The 16,151-nt window shown below is 29.6% G+C and carries 20 protein-coding genes; 5 read left to right on the forward strand and 15 right to left on the reverse strand.

Translation table 11 applies throughout. The features are described 5' to 3' along the window. Nucleotides 1-24 precede the first annotated feature (24 nt). The 3 genes from RSE15_RS08345 to RSE15_RS08355 are packed head-to-tail and all read right to left on the reverse strand — an operon-like array spanning nucleotide 25 to nucleotide 1,524. Nucleotides 25-561 carry a hypothetical protein gene (locus RSE15_RS08345; protein WP_324067459.1) on the reverse strand — a complete coding sequence of 179 codons (537 nt, stop codon included), beginning with the start codon at nucleotides 559-561 and terminating at the stop codon, nucleotides 25-27. After that, nucleotides 552-1,187, reverse strand: coding sequence for a hypothetical protein (locus tag RSE15_RS08350; RefSeq protein ID WP_324067461.1), 636 nt, complete (start codon nucleotides 1,185-1,187; stop codon nucleotides 552-554). Before RSE15_RS08350 ends, RSE15_RS08345 begins: the two co-directional genes overlap by 10 nt. Nucleotide 1,188: 1 nt before the next feature. Further along, the gene (locus RSE15_RS08355) at nucleotides 1,189-1,524 is read right to left on the reverse strand and encodes a PadR family transcriptional regulator (protein ID WP_153207153.1); all 336 of its coding nucleotides are present in this window, start codon (nucleotides 1,522-1,524) and stop codon (nucleotides 1,189-1,191) included. Nucleotides 1,525-1,705: 181 nt separating this feature from the next. Between RSE15_RS08355 and RSE15_RS08360 the strand changes: the two genes are divergently transcribed. Continuing rightward, nucleotides 1,706-1,927, forward strand: coding sequence for a hypothetical protein (locus tag RSE15_RS08360; protein WP_324067463.1), 222 nt, complete (start codon nucleotides 1,706-1,708; stop codon nucleotides 1,925-1,927). A gap of 140 nt (nucleotides 1,928-2,067) precedes the next feature. On the opposite strand, the gene RSE15_RS08365 is transcribed toward RSE15_RS08360, so the two are convergent. From RSE15_RS08365 to RSE15_RS08385, 5 genes are all read right to left on the reverse strand, one after another. Continuing rightward, entirely contained in the window at nucleotides 2,068-2,541 is a 474-nt protein-coding gene (locus RSE15_RS08365; protein ID WP_324067465.1) for a hypothetical protein, read from the reverse strand. Nucleotides 2,542-2,619: 78 nt separating this feature from the next. Then, nucleotides 2,620-3,159: a hypothetical protein gene (locus RSE15_RS08370; protein ID WP_324067467.1), complete on the reverse strand. Its 540-nt coding sequence runs from the start codon at nucleotides 3,157-3,159 to the stop codon at nucleotides 2,620-2,622. Nucleotides 3,160-3,297: 138 nt separating this feature from the next. Further along, nucleotides 3,298-3,699, reverse strand: a complete 402-nt coding sequence (locus RSE15_RS08375) for a hypothetical protein (protein WP_324067469.1) — start codon at nucleotides 3,697-3,699, stop codon at nucleotides 3,298-3,300. A gap of 61 nt (nucleotides 3,700-3,760) precedes the next feature. Next, complete coding sequence (locus RSE15_RS08380; RefSeq protein ID WP_324067471.1) at nucleotides 3,761-4,252, reverse strand: DUF1648 domain-containing protein; 492 nt, start codon at nucleotides 4,250-4,252, stop codon at nucleotides 3,761-3,763. A gap of 397 nt (nucleotides 4,253-4,649) precedes the next feature. Beyond that, a complete protein-coding gene (locus RSE15_RS08385; RefSeq protein ID WP_324067473.1) occupies nucleotides 4,650-5,291 on the reverse strand; it encodes a hypothetical protein in 642 nt (213 codons plus the stop codon). Nucleotides 5,292-5,675: 384 nt separating this feature from the next. On the opposite strand from RSE15_RS08385, the gene RSE15_RS08390 reads away from it, so the two are divergent. Then, nucleotides 5,676-6,728 carry a 2Fe-2S iron-sulfur cluster-binding protein gene (locus tag RSE15_RS08390; protein ID WP_324067475.1) on the forward strand — a complete coding sequence of 351 codons (1,053 nt, stop codon included), beginning with the start codon at nucleotides 5,676-5,678 and terminating at the stop codon, nucleotides 6,726-6,728. A 40-nt stretch (nucleotides 6,729-6,768) separates the two neighbouring features. Here the strand turns inward: RSE15_RS08390 and RSE15_RS08395 are convergent, their stop codons facing one another. Continuing rightward, on the reverse strand, nucleotides 6,769-7,764 hold the full coding sequence (locus tag RSE15_RS08395; protein WP_324070439.1) for a glycosyltransferase family 9 protein: 996 nt from the start codon (nucleotides 7,762-7,764) through the stop codon (nucleotides 6,769-6,771). Between the two features lie 52 nt (nucleotides 7,765-7,816). Next, nucleotides 7,817-8,422: a DUF4254 domain-containing protein gene (locus RSE15_RS08400; RefSeq protein WP_324067477.1), complete on the reverse strand. Its 606-nt coding sequence runs from the start codon at nucleotides 8,420-8,422 to the stop codon at nucleotides 7,817-7,819. Nucleotides 8,423-8,496: 74 nt separating this feature from the next. Here RSE15_RS08400 and upp point away from each other — a divergent pair, with 74 nt between their 5' ends. Beyond that, entirely contained in the window at nucleotides 8,497-9,150 is a 654-nt protein-coding gene (gene upp, locus RSE15_RS08405; protein ID WP_324067479.1) for a uracil phosphoribosyltransferase, read from the forward strand. Here the strand turns inward: upp and RSE15_RS08410 are convergent. Beyond that, nucleotides 9,145-10,074, reverse strand: a complete 930-nt coding sequence (locus RSE15_RS08410; RefSeq protein ID WP_324067481.1) for a DUF6427 family protein — start codon at nucleotides 10,072-10,074, stop codon at nucleotides 9,145-9,147. The genes upp and RSE15_RS08410 overlap by 6 nt on opposite strands. A gap of 46 nt (nucleotides 10,075-10,120) precedes the next feature. Between RSE15_RS08410 and RSE15_RS08415 the strand changes: the two genes are divergently transcribed. Continuing rightward, complete coding sequence (locus RSE15_RS08415) at nucleotides 10,121-10,351, forward strand: DUF6341 family protein (protein ID WP_324067483.1); 231 nt, start codon at nucleotides 10,121-10,123, stop codon at nucleotides 10,349-10,351. 20 nt (nucleotides 10,352-10,371) lie between these two features. On the opposite strand, the gene purD is transcribed toward RSE15_RS08415, so the two are convergent. Beyond that, a complete protein-coding gene (gene purD / locus RSE15_RS08420; protein ID WP_324067485.1) occupies nucleotides 10,372-11,643 on the reverse strand; it encodes a phosphoribosylamine--glycine ligase in 1,272 nt (423 codons plus the stop codon). 112 nt (nucleotides 11,644-11,755) lie between these two features. Here purD and RSE15_RS08425 point away from each other — a divergent pair, with 112 nt between their 5' ends. Then, the gene (locus RSE15_RS08425; RefSeq protein ID WP_324067487.1) at nucleotides 11,756-13,066 is read left to right on the forward strand and encodes a phenylacetate--CoA ligase family protein; all 1,311 of its coding nucleotides are present in this window, start codon (nucleotides 11,756-11,758) and stop codon (nucleotides 13,064-13,066) included. On the opposite strand, the gene RSE15_RS08430 is transcribed toward RSE15_RS08425, so the two are convergent. The 3 genes from RSE15_RS08430 to RSE15_RS08440 are packed head-to-tail and all read right to left on the reverse strand — an operon-like array spanning nucleotide 13,063 to nucleotide 16,151. After that, nucleotides 13,063-13,815 (reverse strand): glycosyltransferase family 2 protein, encoded by a 753-nt coding sequence (locus tag RSE15_RS08430; RefSeq protein ID WP_324067489.1) that lies wholly within the window; start codon nucleotides 13,813-13,815, stop codon nucleotides 13,063-13,065. The two genes, RSE15_RS08425 and RSE15_RS08430, sit on opposite strands and share 4 nt — an antisense overlap. After that, nucleotides 13,815-15,167, reverse strand: coding sequence for an exopolysaccharide biosynthesis polyprenyl glycosylphosphotransferase (locus RSE15_RS08435; RefSeq protein WP_324067491.1), 1,353 nt, complete (start codon nucleotides 15,165-15,167; stop codon nucleotides 13,815-13,817). Before RSE15_RS08435 ends, RSE15_RS08430 begins: the two co-directional genes overlap by 1 nt. Beyond that, nucleotides 15,168-16,151: a UDP-glucuronic acid decarboxylase family protein gene (locus RSE15_RS08440; protein ID WP_324067493.1), complete on the reverse strand. Its 984-nt coding sequence runs from the start codon at nucleotides 16,149-16,151 to the stop codon at nucleotides 15,168-15,170.

Below are 16,151 nucleotides of genomic sequence, written 5' to 3' on the forward strand. Positions count from 1 at the left end.
TAATAAAAGGAAAATTAGCTAAGACTAAAAACCCAATGAATTAGCGTAAACAAACGACAATTGGGACTCAAAAAAAAAAGCAAACACTAATAAAACAGGCATATAAAAATAATCAAAGTGGAAACGATAACTGGTTTTCACCTTCTTATTTTTCATTAATCGGCGTAAAAGAAAATAAATGATACCGCACAAACCAACACAATATTTCAATAGCTCTTGGTTTTCATTTAAATAATTCGAAGAAAACACTGCGATAATTATCGCTAAAGTTAAAACCACTCCATAATGAAAAGCTACTTTATATTTTATTCTCTGAATTACAAAATTTGGAAACAAGCGTTCGTTACTAATTAACCAATGTTTTTTTACATTTAACTCATTTTTCCAAGGTTCGACAGCTAATAAAAAAGCATTATCAAAAGGAATTTCTTTTTCCTTCATCAATCCTTCTGTAGCAGTGGCCAAATGATCTTTTATTTCTAGTTTGAAATCAAGAAAATCGAGTTGGTGTTGCTCTAAATAGCGATCGATAGCATCGAGTTGGGATAAGATTAATTGCACTTTAATTGATATTTATTAATAAACTGTTGGTGTTTATAAAACGTATGTAATTGAAAAGGAGTCAGAATTAATATCAATGAGAAACACAAATAATTAATAGAAGCACTAGATAAAAAAACCATGTAAAATTGAAAAAGAAATAAAAGATAAAAGTTTTGTTTGAATTGGTAAAAATAACTGGTTTTTATTTTCTGAAAATACATTTTAAGCCATAATACAGAGTAAACGGCAAGAAAACAGCTATATATTATAGTAGAATATTTGGAAAAGAACATAGAATCATTGATACCCTTTTTGTAATTTTGAAAGAAATAAAAAGATAAAATCATAAAGAAAAGCAAAGTTGTATTATAAATTAAAAATCGTTTAAATAATTTTTGAATCACAATTTTAGGAAATGATTTTTTATTGCTTATTAGCCATGATTTTCTTAATATAAGCTTTGATTTCCAATATTTTAACACATATACTAAAGAGGCATCAAAAGATGTTTCTCCAGAACTCATATTCTCTTCAACCTGACAAGCAATATGGTCTTTAATCTCTAATTTAATATCGAGAAATTCTAATCCTAATTCGTCTAGAATAACATCTATTTTATCTATTTGTTCTACTGTCAACTTCATCTTAATAACTTAATTTTGGATTTACAATAGTTTGCATGTTTTTGATGAATTCTTCTAATTCAGCTAAACGGTTTACAGTTTCTGTGGTGCCTTTTTCAGTAAGTTTGTAGTATTTTCTTAAGCGGTTATCTACTTTTTCTACTTCAACATCTAACAAACCATCGGCTTCTAATTTGTGTAAAGCAGGATATAAAGCGCCTTCGGTTATATTCAATTCGCCTTTGGTGATTTCTTTTACTTTTTGCGTAATTTCATAACCATACATTCTGCCTTTTTCTTCTAAAAGCTTCATAATGATGGTGTTTAAACTGCCTTTGTATAATTGTGAATTTTTCATAAGCCTCCCTAAATCCCTCCAAAAGAGGGACTTCTTTAAATTGATAATAAAATTTCAAAAAACAAATATATACATAATTTTCTTATGCATAACGTTATTATGTGTCTTTCTTGTTAAAAAATTTATATATTTGTGAATAATATAAAATTTCAACAATTAAAATAAGTTAACAATTTTAATAATGAAAAGATTTTTTTATTTTAAAATTACATTTTTAGCAATTTCTACGGGGCTTTTTGTTGGCATGTTAGTTTACGGATTATTTGACGTTGATTTTTCAAATAATAAGGAATTAACAAAACTTTTATTCAAATCTTTTTTTACTTCAATTGTAACTGGATTGATATTAGGAATCCTAAATATGTTTTTGAAAATTGGTAATTTTCCACAAAAAGAAAATTAAATCGTAGCTTCATAGAATTTTAAACTACCATTTAATTAAGATGATCATTTTTTTAAAATCCTATAAAAAGACTGGAGGGTATATGATTTTTAAATTATTTTTGAATAGATAATTGACTTACTAAATGTCTTTGGAATATTTTACTCCGAACCATCTAAATCTGCAATATTTAATAGTATTAAAACTGCAATTTTAAATGCATTGATTTCATTAATTAGAATATCATCGCAAGTTGTAAAATTTAACACCATATCTATAAATTTCTTTTCAAAAATAATATCCCCTATTTTTTGATTATTTAACAATACTTCGCCATATTTTTTCCTAAAAGGGTACATGCTTTCAAGTTTTAACTCGTATTTATCGTCATCAAAAAAAATCTTATTATTGTTCTCTATTTGAATTCTTATGGCTGTTTGATTATATGGAATTGAATACTTTAATTTTAAAAAATCATTCATTGCCGATATATCCAATAAATGCTCATTTTTATTTAAAATTTTTAAATCGAAAGCTTTTAAATGTTTAAATTTTCTTTCTGCTTTCAAGTTTATTATTCCTTCTACAACTATTTCTTCGAAAATTTTTGAACTGAACTTTAAAATCTGATTCATTTTTTGTGAAATTTTAGGTCAATTAAAATATACTGTAAAGTAAACTAATTTAAAATAAGTGAAAATGAAAAACAAATTCTATTTTTTGTCTTTCCATTCGCTTATATAATCTAAATTAACTATATAAACTTCATATTGATCTTTAAATTGCTTGTAAATTTCAAATGCTTCTTCATTTGCTTTATAATTATCTGCATAAGTAGCAGTATTAACAAAAACTCTAATTTTTTTTGAACTTAAAATTTTTTCTGAATCTAAAGTATTAATAGATTTAAAGTGTTTTAAATAATCCGAAATATTAAAATTTGTTTTTTGAATTATAGTTTTTGAGTTATAGTTTTTTAAAAATTCAAGCGTGTGATTTACACATAACTTATTATTAAAATGTTTGATTTCAAGACCATCACAATCAAAAATTATATTTTGAGGAATAGATACTCTATCTTGTTTATATAATTCAACTAAAGATGTATAACTATTTACTATAAAAAAACTTTCAATATTATTTTGCTTATAAAATAACGAAAGCTCGTCTGATGATTTATAACTAATTGGTAAACTTTTTGTAATTGTACAAGAAGTAAACACTATAGCAAGAATTAAAATGATTTTTTTCATAGTAGATTGTATGCTTTAATCATATAAAAAATTCTATTATTTTAATTTTTTTAAAATTGGATTGGGATAAATTGTTGTCAGGTAAAAGTAAAAAAAGAATTTAATCAAATTTTTAACTATTATGACTACTTATTTTTCTCATTTCTTCACAGAACTTATAACTCTATCTTTCTCAATTATATATTTAGAATAAATTACTTCATCCTCTAATAAATCTACCAAACAATACTTTAAGCTATCTGCTGTATAGTAAAAATAATCGCCTTTAAACTCTTGGTCTTTACATGTTTGATTAGCGTTTGTTTCTCTTCTTTGTCCACAATCTCCAAATTGAACAGTTGCCCATGAAACCAAAGTGGTGTCGCCATCATTCGTCATATATACCCTTACCTGTAAAGTATAGCAGCCGTTTATTGCAGAAATGAGATCTGCTTTTGCTGTAAAAACTACACTAACAGGTTTTTGATATTGAGTAGTTTGGGCAATTGAAGTGCCACTAAAAAAAACTGTGGCAATAAAGCCGAAAATTAATTTTTTCATTTTTATAAAATGGTATTTGTGCAACACTTAACGCTTTTATAGCAAGTGCTTTATCTGCTTGTTATTTTAAAGATTTAATTAAGAAATAGATTATTGGAACAAAAATCAAAACCAATGTGAATGGTAAAACCCAAGTTCCCAAACCTTCTATCAGTCCATTTGCATGTCTAATTGTTTGATAAGAAATTAGTCCAAAAATGACAACAATAATTACTTTTAAATATCTAATTAATCGTGTCGCATTCGTATATTGTCTTAATGCGTTGTCTGTGGTTATTTCTGTAGGATAATTAAAAATATGTGGGAACTTATTAAAAATCGTTAGTCCAACAAATAGAACTGTTGCTACTAATGGTAAAGTCAAAATCATCCATTTGTCGCCAAATCCGTCTGCCATACCAGCTCCATTGTAGTGTGTCGGAATAATATCAGGCAAACTTTGGTAGTTTATAACAGTCAAAAAACATACCGCAAAAATTAAAAGCCAGCCAATTATTTCAATTGTCTTGTCAGTTTGTGTAAGTTCTAATTTTAATTTTGGTCTTTCTTTCATATTTGTTCCATTTCTTCGTTGTCGTTTTTTAGCATTTACTGTAACTTCAGAGTTTGGAAAAGCTCACCATCCTATTAACAAATATAAAAAAATTAATGAAAAAAGCTTGTTAAGAAGCTGTTTGTATCCTTTTTTATAATCCGATTTCATATGGCTAACAAACATTTGTCTTATAAAAGATTTCTTTTCTTCGTAGAATTTTGGAAAAACAACCTCAAAATCTCCCTCCAATATTTCTAACTCGAAATTTTGGGATAACGTCGGTCTAAGTTTCGTCGTTATCTGAATGAAGCAATTCCATCGAACTCAATGCTTGTTCACTAATATAAAAATCTCGAAAAATGATCCCAGTTCAAGAAAAATCAATTATTGCGGATAATTTTTCTTGGGCAATCTTTTATAAATCTATCATTAAGACAACTCCTATTGAATTCATGTTTTTCAAATTTTGTTTGTTATTTATTCCCGAATTGTTATTTGAATTAAACTTACTAAAATTAAAATCTGATTGTCCCGAATAATTTACACCTGCACTAAAATTATCAAACATTTTAAATACAAACCCAAGACCTAATTGGCTCCCAAAATTCCAGCCTTCATATACATCTTTTTGCGAAATATTCAAAAATCGATATTCATCAGTTATTATATTTTGAGTGTAAAAACCGAAATTTCCAATCATTTTTATTTTTTCAGAAATTTTATAATCTAAAGTTACCAATAAAGGAATCTTTAGAGTTGTTCTTTCGTGATAAAAATTTCCTAACGAGTTAAAACCATTTCCAGATAGTTCGGTTATTCCGATACCTGTTGCTACACCATATTTTTGATTTATTCTGTAATTCAAAAGAATATCTCCACTGTTAGTGTTTAAATTGTAACTAGGCGCATCATCATTTTTAACAATTGCATAGCCAATTCCACCGTAAGCAATAATATTAAATTTTGATTCTTTTTCTTCATTTTTTTCCTGAGCTTGAATTTGACTAACAAATGTCAAAAAGCAGATAAATAGCAGTGTAAATTTTGTTTTTTTCATTGTTTTATTTTTTAATTTTTCTTGTACAACGATATTTTATGTAAATTATTACGTATAAATTGTAAATTAATTAACTTAAACCGTTGTCCATTTAGAAATAAATTTGAGAAAACAAATATATGCATAAATTTCTTATGCATAACATTCTTAAGTATTTTTTCAAGTTCAAGAACAAATTCAAAAATTAAAACATAAAAGTCATAGTAGAATATAAAAAGCGTAACTAACATTAACTTATTAAGTCCATAAAAGATTACAACTATTTCAATAATTTTATAAATCTGTGTTCCAAAAATCAGAACATCCGAAAATCTGAAAATCTATTTTCTAAATTCTATCTTCTATTTTCTTGATAAATAGTATTTTTGCAAAAAAATATTTCACATGTCATCATTTTATAAATTAAGCATTAAAGAAATCATCAAAGAAACTGCTGATGCTGTTTCCATTCTTTTTAATGTTCCCGACGAATTAAAATCATACTATTCTTTTGTTGCTGGACAATATGTAAACTTAAAAGTTACGTTGGACGGACAAGAAATTAGAAGAGCGTACTCTATTTGTTCTTCTCCAAAAAGTGGCGAATTAAGAATTGCTGTTAAAGCTATAAAAACTGGATTCTTCTCTAAATTTGCCAACGACAAATTAGCGGTTGGTAACGTAATCGAAGTAGGAACGCCTGAAGGAAAATTTACCTTTGAACCTAAAGCAGAACGTCAAAAAAATTACGCAGCTTTTGTAGCAGGAAGTGGAATTACACCTGTGTACTCAATATTAAAATCGGTTTTAGAAGAGGAACCAAACAGTACTTTTGTGTTGGTTTACGGAAACAAATCGGAAAAAGACACCATTTTTCACAACCAATTACACGATTTGCAATTGCAATACGTAGGGCGTTTGTTTGTACAATATGTATACAGTCAATCAACAGGAGATAACGCTTTACTTGGAAGAATCGATAAATCAACCGTGAATTTCATCTTAAAAAACAAACACGCTGAAATCGAATTTTCAAAATTCTATTTGTGTGGACCAGAAGAAATGATCAATTTGGTTTCAGACACTTTGAAAGAAAACAACATTTCAGATGCTGATATTAAATTCGAATTGTTTTCAACTTCTTCAAACGAAAATGAATCGACCGTTGGAAATGAAGGTCATACTAAAATTTCTATTTTAGTAGATGATGAAGAAACGACTTTCGAAATGAGCCATAAACAAACTTTATTAGAAGCAGCTTTAAAACAAGGGTTGGATGTTCCGTATTCTTGTCAAGGCGGTATTTGTAGTAGCTGTATTTGTAGAATTACCGAAGGTGCGGCCGACATGAAGAAAAACCAAATTTTAAGTGATTCTGAAGTAGCTGAAGGGTTAACATTGGCTTGTCAAGCACATCCAACAACAACTATGATTAAGATTGATTTTGACGATGTTTAATCTTTAAGATTTCAATTAAAAATACAAATTCCAATTTTATCTAGGTAAGATTGGAATTTATTTTTTCAATGACCTGAGTAGGTAAAATCGTTCTCATTACCTCATCATAACCTTCCACTTTTTTATTTCCGTAGATAGAAGTTGGCAATAATGGATATTGTGCTCTATCCGAAGTCAAACAAAAATCATCGGGTTGGTTAAATGGTTTGAAACCCGCGTAAGGATGAGTGGCTCCCCAAAGTGTAATCACTTTTACGCCTAACATCGCAGCAATATGTGAATTTCCAGAATCCATGGAAAGCATAACGTCTAAATTAGAAATTACATCTAATTCATGTTTGAATTTTAGTTTTCCAGCTAAAACTAGTACATTTTCATGTTGGCTTTGTAGTTGGTTCAACAATTGTATTTCTTTATTGCCTCCGCCAAATAAAAAGATTTTATGATTTTTATTTTCAGCTAATTCATCAATTACTTGTTGCATTAAATCTTGAGGATAGACTTTACTTTCGTATTGTGCAAAAGGTGCAATTCCAATCCAATTTTGATTTTTTGTTCCTATGATGGAAAGAATTTCTTCTGATAACGTAGCTTTTTCAGGAAATTGAACATTCGTTAAATCAATTGAAAATCCAAGTTGCTTGAAAGTATCCACATGTCTTTCGAACATTGGCTTCACAGGAGCAAAAACTTTGTTGGTTAAACTCGTTAATGCTTTCTTTTCGGTTCTTCCTTTATCCGTTGAAGACACTTTTTTCCCACTTAATGCAAATAATGTACGAACGACTTTGGAACGAAGCACATTGTGTAAATCGGCAACCAAATCAATATTTAATTTTCGTAAATCAGAAAACAAGCGAAGTAAACCAATGAAACCTTTGTGACGCTTATGTAAATCGACACCAAAGAAATTCACGTTCGGAATTCCATCAAAAAAAGGTTGAAAAAAAGGTCGGGAAACTACGGTAATTTTTACTTCGGGATATTGCAAAACTAAGGCTCTCAACACAGGAACTGTCATCGCGACATCACCCATAGCTGAGAGCCTTATTACCAATATGTGTTTTGGTGTAGATAACAATAGAATACTATTTTTTGTTTTGATACAACACTGGATTTAACTCCTCGTCGTTGTACATTTTCATTTGTTTGTATACTTTCATGTATTTGTCGCCCGCTTCAATATCCTCAATTAATTGACTGATTGAAGTAAACATATCGTTTTTTTGGTCTAACAAAACATTTAATTTTTCTTGACATTTTGCTCTGTGTTCTGCCGTAGCTTCAGCACGAGTTGCCTCTTCGTTCATGTGGTAAATTTTTAAAGCTAAAATCGACAAACGGTCAATTGCCCAAGCTGGACTTTCGGTGTTGATTTTTGCATGTGATTTTACTTGAACAGTCTTATATTTATCTAAGAAATAACTATCAATGTATTCCACCATATCCGTACGAACTTGGTTAGAAGCATCAATTTTACGTTTTAAATCTAAAGCCGCTACGGGATCAATATTGGGATCACGAACAATATCTTCATAATGCCATTGTACCGTATCTACCCAGTTTTTTGCAAACAATAAATATTCAATAGTTCCTTTTTCGAAAGGATTTACAACGGGTTGATACACATCATCAACAATGTGATATGTTTTTATACTTTGTTCAAAAATGGGAAATGCAAATTCAGCAAACATATTTATAGCTTTAAAATTGATACAAAAATAGCGATTTTTTGTACTTTTATCCTGAATTACAAAAAATAAAATCGATGCACATTCATTATATCTCAGAACAAAACAGTATTCTAAATCACTTTTTAGCGCAAATTCGCGATGTAAACATCCAAAAAGACAGCATGCGCTTTAGAAAAAATATTGAGCGTATTGGAGAAATAATGGCTTATGAACTAAGTAAAACCCTTGATTACAAAAATATCGATGTGCAAACACCTCTTGGTATTAAACACACAACAACCATTGCTGAACCTGTGGTTTTATGTTCGATTTTACGCGCTGGTTTAGCGTTACATCAAGGTTTTATGAACTTTTTTGATAATGCAGAAAACGGTTTTGTTTCAGCTTACCGCCATCATTATAACAACGACGATAAATTTGAGATTTTGGTGGAATATCAAGCAGCTCCATCATTCGAAGGAAAAAATCTAATTTTAATTGACCCAATGTTAGCCACAGGTCAATCATTAGTAGCGGTATTACACAAATTGCATTTGGAGCACCAACCTAAAGAAATTCATATTGCAGTTGTTATTGCAACTCCAGAAGGTATTCAATATTTAGAAGAAAACGTGCCTTCAAATTGTCATTTATGGGTGGCCGCTTTAGATGAAAAATTAAACGAACACAACTACATTGTTCCTGGTTTAGGCGATGCTGGAGATTTAGCGTACGGAATCAAATTATAATTGCATCGTGAAAAAGAAAATTCCTAGTCCAAATAAAGCATAAATTACGATTTCTTTTACCCAATTATTTTCGATTTTTTCAATAAAATTTGCGCCAATTATCGCTAAGGGTCCAAAACAAAAAGCTAAACTACCATTGTTTTTATTGGCTGAAAGAACATAGATTCCCACACCCAAAATAAAAGAAAACAAAATTGTTTTGTGAGAGGATTGCATATTCAATGCCTTATTTGGGACATCAAAAACATGTGATACGAAGAAAAATAAACTTATTGACGTGAACAACGCCAAAGCTATTCTTTGGTAAATACTTTCAAAGTAATAAAAGTCAAAACTAACATATGTTTTACTTAACAATGTACTCATTAAACTATTGTCTAAGATACTATTTGCAAGGAAAAACAAAATGGTTACAGCAAATAATGCAATGAATGGGATAATCCAATTTCGATAATCTTTTGAAACGTGAAGGATGATTGCAATGAACACCAAAACAATATAAAACATACTCCAAAAGTGAAATAATGCCGCTAAGAAAATCCAAAAAGAAGCATCAAAAATTTTCTCTTTTGTTTGTAATAATGACTTTAACGAAATTAATCTTCTAAGCGCCAACAACAATAAGAAATTGGAAATTATAATATTTTTATTCTGAAAAATTGAAGAAAAGAATAAAAGAAAAACAAAGAATAAAAATAACGCATAATTATTTCCTTTGGTTAATCCGTTCTTGAGTGTAATAAAATTTAAAATAAATAATGACGCAAAAAGTAACAGGTATAAACCAAACTCCTCTGCATAGTAAATCCAGTCTGCATTAGGCTTTACTAGTGTAATTATCTTTATAGAAAAGAAAAAAAGCGATAGAATTCCTATTACTAAATAATTAAATGGTCTAGTTTTACTAAAAACACTTGCTATCATGCGAATATTTTATATTTTTGTGGTGTAAATATAATACTTTATCAAAATGAAATCATTTTTTGAAGGAATACAATCACTTTTCGTAGATTTTTTATTCTTACCAATGGATTGGTTAAGAGAATTAGAATTAACTAATTGGTGGACTGCAAATATCTTAAACTGGATTTTTATTATTATCTGTTGTGGAGCTATGACTTATTGGATTAAGCAATTGAATATCTTCAAATCAAACAATGAAGATGAGCAAGATACTACAGCACACTCATTTTTAAAATAATCTTAAGGTATCAGCAAGGATTATAAATCCTTACCAATATCCGTTCTAAAATACATCTTATCAAATTGTAGTTTTGCTATACTTTGATAAGATTTTTTTATGGCTTCCTGAAAGTCATTTCCGTATGAAGTTACCGCAATTACGCGACCTCCATTTGTCACCACTTTTCCGTTTTCTAATTTTGTTCCTGCATGAAATGGAATAGAATCGGTGATGTTTTCCAATCCGAAAATCTCCTTTTCTTTTTCGTACTCTTCTGGATATCCACCTGAAACGACCATGATAGTTGTAGCAGCTCTTTCATCAATTTCTAATGTAATTTTTTCTAATTCTTGATTACCAATTGCTTCAAAAATTTCAACTAAATCACTTTTAAGTCTTGGCATTACCACTTCTGTTTCTGGATCACCCATACGAACATTGTACTCAATAACCATTGGCTCTCCTTTCACATTGATTAATCCGATAAAAACAAATCCTTTGTATTCAATTCCGTCTTTTTGTAAACCAGCGATCGTTGGTTTTACAATTCGAGTTTCTATTTTTTCTAATAAAACAGCGTCGGCAAATGGCACTGGAGATACTGCTCCCATTCCGCCTGTATTTAATCCTGTATCACCTTCTCCAATACGTTTGTAATCTTTTGCGGTTGGTAATACTTTATATGATTTTCCATCCGTTAAAACAAAACAGCTTAATTCGATACCATCTAAAAATTCTTCGATAACTACTTTTGAACTTGCTTGACCAAACTTAGCTTCCACCAACATCTTTCTTAATTCCGTTTTTGCTTCTTCTAAATCAGATAAGATTAAAACTCCTTTTCCTGCAGCCAATCCATCTGCTTTTAAAACATATGGAGCTTCTAGCGTTTCTAAAAAAGCACAACCTTTTTCAACTGTTTCTTTAGTGAAACTTTCATAGCGAGCGGTTGGAATATTGTGTTTTACTAAAAATTCTTTAGCAAATTCTTTACTTCCTTCTAATTGTGCACCAACTTTTGATGGACCAATAACTGGAATATGATTAATTTGAGCATCATTTTTAAAGAAATCATAAATTCCTAAGACCAATGGATCTTCTGGTCCTACGACAACCATTACTACTTTTTCTTGTAAAACAAAAGTTTTAACGGCTTCAAAATCATTCGGATTTAAATCTACATTTTTTGCGATGGTTGCTGTTCCTGCATTTCCAGGCGCAACAAAAAGAGAAGTACATTTTGAAGATTGAAGCATTTTCCAAGCCAATGCGTGTTCGCGACCGCCAGAACCAAGTAGTAAAATAGTCATTTTGTGTGTTGTTATGTTGTTTGGCAAAAGTACTATTTCTTAAGAAGAAAGAAAAAAGAAAAAAGAAGAAAGATTATTTTCGGATTTATTACTTTTGGATAAATTCCAACGAATGTTCAACTTGTTTCATCTTTCTTTAAAATTAAGCGGTTTTCCTATTGCGAAAGCTCAGGCTGATTTTGAAAAAATTCTACAAATTTCGGAAGTAGATTATCCCGATTATCTCGAAACTAAAAAGCGAGAAATTGTGGAATTTCATTTGAGAAACAATCCATTTTATCAAAATTTAGTTGAAAAAGACAGCTTTGACAATTGGACAGATTTACCCGTTCTCACCAAAAAAGATTTACAAAAACCTTTAAAAGATAGATTGTCGAAAAGCTACACAGAAAAAACCGTTTTTGTAAACAAAACTTCGGGCTCAAGTGGTGATCCGTTTGTTTTTGCTAAGGATAAAGTAGCACATGCGATTACTTGGGCTTCCATAATTCATCGTTTTGGTTGGTATGATGTTGATTTTAATTCGTCCTATCAAGCACGGTTTTATGGTATTCCGTTGGATTTTATTGGGTACAGAAAAGAACGTTTGAAAGACTTTTTGAGCAAAAGATATCGTTTTCCTATTTTTGATTTATCGGATACAATTTTAGACGGCGTTTTAGAACATTTTAAAACCAAAAAATTTGATTACATCAATGGTTACACGAGTTCGATTGTGCTTTTTGGAAAATACTTACAAGCGCGAAATATTATTCTAACCGATGTTTGTCCTACGTTGAAAGTTTGCATGGTAACTTCAGAAATGTTGTTTGAGGAAGATAAAATTTTATTGGAAAAACATTTAGGAATTCCGGTTGTGAATGAATATGGTGCTTCAGAATTGGATTTAATTGCGTTTCAGAATATAAAAAATGAATGGCAAGTGAATTCGGAAACCTTGTTCGTGGAAATTTTGGATGAAAACAATCAAACAATTTCTAATGGAAAAGAAGGGAAAGTGGTGATTACTTCGTTGTATAACAAAGCGCATCCGTTTATTCGTTATGAAATTGGCGATGTTGGAATTTTGGATGAAAAAAGTACGTTGAAAAAACCTATTTTGAAAAAAATAATTGGGAGAAGTAGTGATGTGGCACTTTTACCAAGTGGAAAAAAATCACCAGGATTAACCTTTTACTACGTAACCAAAAGTATTATTGAAGACGATGGAAACGTAAAAGAATTTATTGTGCGCCAAACCAAATTGGATAGTTTTGAAATTGACTATGTGAGTTCTGTGGAATTATCATTGGAACAAATTCAAGAAATTGAAAAAGCAATTGCTAAATATTTAGAACCTGGATTGCATTTCGCTTACAATCGAAAAGAAGTATTAGAACGCACAAAAAGAGGAAAATTGAAGCAATTTCAGTCGATGATTTAATTTCTATATTTCATAAAACCACGATACATCCAATGCAACATGTAATAAGCTGATTGGAAAACATTCAATTTTTCAACTTCTGTATAAAATTGCCATTGGTATTTAATTAAATCCGTTTTTTTTCTAGAAAGCGAATTTTCTCTAATTCTATAAATAGCTTGTGTTTCTTGGATTCCGTATGCAAAGGGAATTACTTTTAAATAGTTTAGCCACAATCCCATATCTTGACGTTTTCGGATGAGGGGCATGTATTTTTTACCTAACTTTTTTATATCAACAAAAGCTGTCAAACAACTAATTGAATTGGATTTTAAAATGTCGGTATACGAAACTTTTTGTGGCACTATAAAATCAGAATACACAAATTCTAATTGTTCATTGGCTCTTCTATAAGATGAAAACACAAAGGGAATAGCGGTCTCTTGAATGGTTTTAATATTGTTTTCGATGAAGGTTGGAAACCAAATATCATCTGCGTCAATGAAAGTCATAAAATCTCCAGAAGCCTTTTCAATAGCTGTATTTCTAGCCACAGCTGGTCCTGAATTTTGACTGAGTTTATGAAATTGTATTCGGCTATCGTTTTGCATTATAGATAAAACAATATTTTCCGTTTCATCTGAAGAAGCGTCATCTACAATAATCATTTCCCAATTTTGATGGGTTTGATTTTGTACTGATTGTATTGTTTCAGCAATAAATTTTGCAGAGTTATAAGATGGGGTAATTATAGAAACTAAAGAAATCATTAGTACGCTTTTTTTTCACCCTTAATTGCATTTACAACAGTAATAAAAATAATCTTTATATCTAATAATAATGACCAGTTTTCTAAATAGAAAATATCATATTTTACTCTATTAATAATATCTTTTTCCGTTTCAACTTCACCTCTAAAACCATTTATTTGGGCTAAACCACTGATTCCTGGTTTTATAAAATGTCTTACCATGAATTTATCTACACTTTTTGCATACATTTCTGTATGACTCACCATATGTGGTCTAGGCCCCACAACTGACATATCACCTAATAAAACATTAAAAAATTGAGGTAATTCATCAATACTTGTTTTTCGTATAAATTTTCCAACTTTAGTAATTCTAGGGTCATTTTTTTGTACTTGTTCAAGATCTGCTATTGGATTCAAATGCATTGAACGAAATTTATAACAATAGAACTCTGCATAATTTAAACCATTTCTTTTTTGCTTAAAAAAAATAGGTCCTTTAGATTCAATTAAAATTATAATCGAAATAAAAGGTGTTAACCATGAGAGCAAACAGATAATGATTAATAATGAGAAAAAAATGTCGAAAAAACGCTTTAAACGCTTATTTACCTCCTTATCTAATGGAATTGTTCTTAATGAAATGATAGGTATATATTCATAATATTCTACGGCTAAATTTCTAAAAAAAGTGTTCTTATTGTCTGGTAAAAATTTTATAGTTTTTAAATTATTATCTGCAAATTGTATTAAATTATTAATTTCTCTATTGTTAAGAGTACTAATTGATGCATAAATTTCATCAATTTTATGTTCAATTACATAATTACTACAATCTATTAATGCCTCTTTCTTATTTCCTTTTAAATCAAAAATTTTAATAAGATTGTAGCCATAATCAGGATTTTGTGTAAAAAAATTTCTTAATTCATCTACATTTTTTCCACTTCCTACAATTATAACATTTCTATAATTTCCACCATATAAAATACGATACTTTTTAAGTAAAATAAAAATTGAAAACTTTAATAATCCAACTAAAATAAATGACGAAAGAATATAAAATCCAACCTCATCTGTAGTAACATATTTGTATTTATAACCTACATAAGCAAATGTTATTAAACTAATATAGAAAAATTGTTTTAATAACTTTCCAAATATTTCAATTCCTTTACTATATCGAAATACTTCATAATATCCCGAATAATATGAAATAACTAACCAAAACAAAGTTAAAATAGTATGATAACCAAAATTACTCATAGCAGGTCTCATACACAATAATACTAATAGATTTACAATTAATAAATCTAAAAATATTATGGTGGGTCTTATATAAATTGAGTATCTGCCGGTTTTATTCTTCAATTAATGAATGTAATTTGTGAAATCTTTGTGTTCTTCTTTTAATAATTCTTCTGATGAAAGTGTTTTAAAATACTCATAAGTAATTTTCATTCCCTCCGATCTTGAAACTTTTGCCTCCCAACCTAAAATTTCTTTTGCTTTTGTGATATCTGGTTGTCTTTGCATTGGATCATTTACTGGCAAAGGATGGTAAACCACTTTTTGATTAGTTCCTGTAAGTTTTATAATTTCTTCAGCAAAATCTTTAATGGTGATTTCATCTGGATTTCCAATATTCACAGGTAAATGATAATCAGAATGTAATAATCTAAAAATTCCTTCAACTTGATCGTCTACATAACAAAAAGAACGGGTTTGACTACCGTCTCCAAAAATAGTTAAATCTTCTCCGCGAAGTGCTTGCCCAATAAAAGCTGGGATAACACGACCATCATTTAATCGCATTCTTGGTCCGTAAGTATTAAAAATACGAACTATTCTGGTTTCAACCCCATGAAAAGTGTGGTATGCCATGGTGATAGATTCTTGAAAACGCTTAGCCTCATCATAAACACCACGAGGACCAATAGTATTAACATTTCCGTAGTATTCTTCTGTTTGAGGGTGAACTAATGGATCTCCATACACTTCTGAAGTAGAGGCAATTAGTATTCTAGCACCTTTAACACGAGCTAAACCTAATAAATTATGAGTCCCTAGTGAACCCACTTTTAGAGTTTGAATCGGAATTTTTAAATAATCTATCGGACTTGCTGGTGAAGCAAAATGCAATATGTAATCTAATTTTCCAGGAACATGAACAAATTTTGTAATATCATGATGATAAAACTCAAAATTTTTATCTTTAAAAAGATGTTCAATGTTTTTTAAATCTCCTGTTATCAGATTGTCCATTCCAATAACAAAATAGCCTTCTTTGATAAATCTATCGCAAAGGTGAGAGCCTAAAAAACCTGCAGCGCCTGTAATTAATATTCTTTTCAT

Origin of the sequence: Flavobacterium sp., from assembly GCF_035195345.1 — a bacterium.
Lineage (GTDB): Bacteria > Bacteroidota > Bacteroidia > Flavobacteriales > Flavobacteriaceae > Flavobacterium.

Coding starts and splice junctions, on each gene's coding strand:
- RSE15_RS08350 (WP_324067461.1), bottom strand. CDS start 1,187: ATGAAGTTGACAGTAGAACAAATAGATAAAATAGATGTTATTCTAGAC.
- RSE15_RS08355 (WP_153207153.1), bottom strand. CDS start 1,524: ATGAAAAATTCACAATTATACAAAGGCAGTTTAAACACCATCATTATG.
- RSE15_RS08440 (WP_324067493.1), bottom strand. CDS start 16,151: ATGAAAAGAATATTAATTACAGGCGCTGCAGGTTTTTTAGGCTCTCAC.
- RSE15_RS08395 (WP_324070439.1), bottom strand. CDS start 7,764: ATGGGTGATGTCGCGATGACAGTTCCTGTGTTGAGAGCCTTAGTTTTG.
- RSE15_RS08380 (WP_324067471.1), bottom strand. CDS start 4,252: ATGAAAGAAAGACCAAAATTAAAATTAGAACTTACACAAACTGACAAG.
- RSE15_RS08385 (WP_324067473.1), bottom strand. CDS start 5,291: ATGAAAAAAACAAAATTTACACTGCTATTTATCTGCTTTTTGACATTT.
- RSE15_RS08360 (WP_324067463.1), top strand. CDS start 1,706: ATGAAAAGATTTTTTTATTTTAAAATTACATTTTTAGCAATTTCTACG.
- RSE15_RS08370 (WP_324067467.1), bottom strand. CDS start 3,159: ATGAAAAAAATCATTTTAATTCTTGCTATAGTGTTTACTTCTTGTACA.
- upp (WP_324067479.1), top strand. CDS start 8,497: ATGCACATTCATTATATCTCAGAACAAAACAGTATTCTAAATCACTTT.
- RSE15_RS08410 (WP_324067481.1), bottom strand. CDS start 10,074: ATGATAGCAAGTGTTTTTAGTAAAACTAGACCATTTAATTATTTAGTA.
- RSE15_RS08375 (WP_324067469.1), bottom strand. CDS start 3,699: ATGAAAAAATTAATTTTCGGCTTTATTGCCACAGTTTTTTTTAGTGGC.
- RSE15_RS08365 (WP_324067465.1), bottom strand. CDS start 2,541: ATGAATCAGATTTTAAAGTTCAGTTCAAAAATTTTCGAAGAAATAGTT.
- purD (WP_324067485.1), bottom strand. CDS start 11,643: ATGACTATTTTACTACTTGGTTCTGGCGGTCGCGAACACGCATTGGCT.
- RSE15_RS08425 (WP_324067487.1), top strand. CDS start 11,756: ATGTTCAACTTGTTTCATCTTTCTTTAAAATTAAGCGGTTTTCCTATT.
- RSE15_RS08390 (WP_324067475.1), top strand. CDS start 5,676: ATGTCATCATTTTATAAATTAAGCATTAAAGAAATCATCAAAGAAACT.
- RSE15_RS08430 (WP_324067489.1), bottom strand. CDS start 13,815: ATGATTTCTTTAGTTTCTATAATTACCCCATCTTATAACTCTGCAAAA.
- RSE15_RS08415 (WP_324067483.1), top strand. CDS start 10,121: ATGAAATCATTTTTTGAAGGAATACAATCACTTTTCGTAGATTTTTTA.
- RSE15_RS08400 (WP_324067477.1), bottom strand. CDS start 8,422: ATGTTTGCTGAATTTGCATTTCCCATTTTTGAACAAAGTATAAAAACA.